Source organism: Rhizobium sp. RHZ02, from assembly GCF_014851575.1.
Taxonomy (GTDB): domain Bacteria; phylum Pseudomonadota; class Alphaproteobacteria; order Rhizobiales; family Rhizobiaceae; genus Rhizobium; species Rhizobium altiplani.
The window spans coordinates 1-2,601 of record NZ_JACUZX010000064.1 but is presented as its reverse complement, the minus strand read 5'-3'; the positions used below and the strand labels follow the sequence as shown (position 1 = coordinate 2,601).

Sequence of the window (2,601 nt, the reverse complement as noted above, 5' to 3'; positions counted from 1 at the left end):
AGATGAGCATTGATCAATGAGAACGATCAAGCCAATCGAGCTATTAGTACCGGTAAGCTTCACACATTGCTGCGCTTCCACACCCGGCCTATCAACGTGGTCGTCTTCCACGGCTCTGATAGGGAATACTCGTTTTCAGGTTGGTTTCCCGCTTAGATGCCTTCAGCGGTTATCCATTCCATATGTAGCTACCCTGCTATGCCCTTGGCAGGACAACAGGTCCACCAGAGATATGTCCATCCCGGTCCTCTCGTACTAGGGACAGATCCTGTCAATATTCCTACACCCACGGCAGATAGGGACCGAACTGTCTCACGACGTTCTGAACCCAACTCACGTACCGCTTTAAATGGCGAACAGCCATACCCTTGGGACCTGCTCCAGCCCCAGGATGCGATGAGTCGACATCGAGGTGCCAAACAACCCCGTCGATATGGACTCTTGGGGGTCATCAGCCTGTTATCCCCGGCGTACCTTTTATCCGTTGAGCGATGGCCCTTCCACACGGGACCACCGGATCACTATGACCGACTTTCGTCTCTGCTCGACTTGTCAGTCTCGCAGTCAGGCGGGCTTATGCCATTGCACTCGACGACCGATTTCCGACCGGTCTGAGCCCACCATCGCGCGCCTCCGTTACTCTTTCGGAGGCGACCGCCCCAGTCAAACTACCCACCATACACTGTCCCGGATCCGGATAACGGACCGCGGTTAGACATCCATGACGATAAGGGTGGTATTTCAAGGATGGCTCCACAGAAACTGGCGTCCCTGCTTCAAAGCCTACCACCTATCCTACACATGCCGACACGAATGCCAGTGTAAAGCTATAGTAAAGGTGCACGGGGTCTTTCCGTCTGACCGCAGGAACCCCGCATCTTCACGGGGAATTCAATTTCACTGAGTCTATGTTGGAGACAGCGGGGAAGTCGTTACGCCATTCGTGCAGGTCGGAACTTACCCGACAAGGAATTTCGCTACCTTAGGACCGTTATAGTTACGGCCGCCGTTTACTGGGGCTTCGATTCAAAGCTTGCACCTCTCCTCTTAACCTTCCAGCACCGGGCAGGCGTCAGACCCTATACGTCGTCTTGCGACTTCGCAGAGCCCTGTGTTTTTGATAAACAGTCGCTACCCCCTGGTCTGTGCCACCCCACTTCACTTGCGTAAAATGGGGTCACGCTTCTTCCGAAGTTACGCGTGCAATTTGCCGAGTTCCTTCAACATAGTTCTCTCAAGCGCCTTGGTATACTCTACCTGACCACCTGTGTCGGTTTCGGGTACGGTCTATACGGTGGAGCTATTTCCTGGAACCGCGTCCCTGCAAGATCAATCCAATAAGACCTCACAAGTTGAGCAATCCGTCACTACCACCAGGCCCACGAATATTAACGTGGTTCCCATCGACTACGCGTGTCCGCCTCGTCTTAGGGGCCGGCTAACCCTGCTCAGATTAACTTTAAGCAGGAACCCTTGGTCTTTCGGCGAGAGGGTCTCTCACCCTCTTTATCGTTACTCATGTCAACATTCGCACTTCCGATACCTCCAGGAGCCCTCACGGGTCTCCCTTCATCAGCTTACGGAACGCTCCGCTACCACGTGTATTGCTACACATCCTCAGCTTCGGTGCATGGCTTCAGCCCCGTTACATTTTCGGCGCAAAGACCCTTATTTAGACCAGTGAGCTGTTACGCTTTCTTTAAATGATGGCTGCTTCTAAGCCAACATCCTGGTTGTTTTGGGATCCTCACATCCTTTCCCACTTAGCCATGACTTGGGGACCTTAGCTGGAGGTTAGGGTTGTTGCCCTTTTCACGACGGACGTTAGCACCCGCCGTGTGTCTGCCGACTAGTACTCCTGGGTATTCGGAGTTTGGTTAGGATCAGTAAGACGGTGAGTCCCCATAGCCCATCCAGTGCTCTACCCCCCAGGGTATTCGGTCGACGCTCTACCTAAATAGATTTCGCGGAGAACCAGCTATTTCCGAGTTTGATTGGCCTTTCACCCCTAGCCACAAGTCATCCCAATCTATTGCAACAGATGCGGGTTCGGTCCTCCAGTTGGTGTTACCCAACCTTCAACCTGCTCATGGCTAGATCACTCGGTTTCGGGTCTAATGCAACAAACTAAATCGCCCTATTCAGACTCGCTTTCGCTTCGCCTACACCTACCGGCTTAAGCTTGCTTGTTACACTAAGTCGTTGACCCATTATACAAAAGGTACGCCGTCACCCTTGCGGGCTCCGACTGTTTGTAGGCATCCGGTTTCAGGTTCTATTTCACTCCCCTTGTCGGGGTGCTTTTCACCTTTCCCTCACGGTACTTGTTCGCTATCGGTCATGCACGAGTACTTAGGCTTGGAGAGTGGTCTCCCCATGTTCAGACAGGATTTCTCGTGTCCCGCCCTACTCTAGGACAATCATGCTATCTACGCGTACGGGGCTGTCACCCGCTACGGCCAAACTTTCCAGAATGTTCCGCTTTAAACACAATTGCCACTGGCCTGGTCCGCGTTCGCTCGCCACTACTTGCGGAGTCTCGGTTGATGTCCTTTCCTGCAGGTACTTAGATGTTTCAGTTCCCTGCGTTCGCTTCTTACA

1 rRNA gene is annotated in these 2,601 nt (G+C 52.9%); it reads right to left on the bottom strand.

Annotation, left to right across the window (positions count from 1 at the left end):
- Positions 1-22 precede the first annotated feature (22 nt).
- Positions 23-2,601, bottom strand: a 23S ribosomal RNA gene (locus tag IB244_RS31445); the annotation flags it as partial.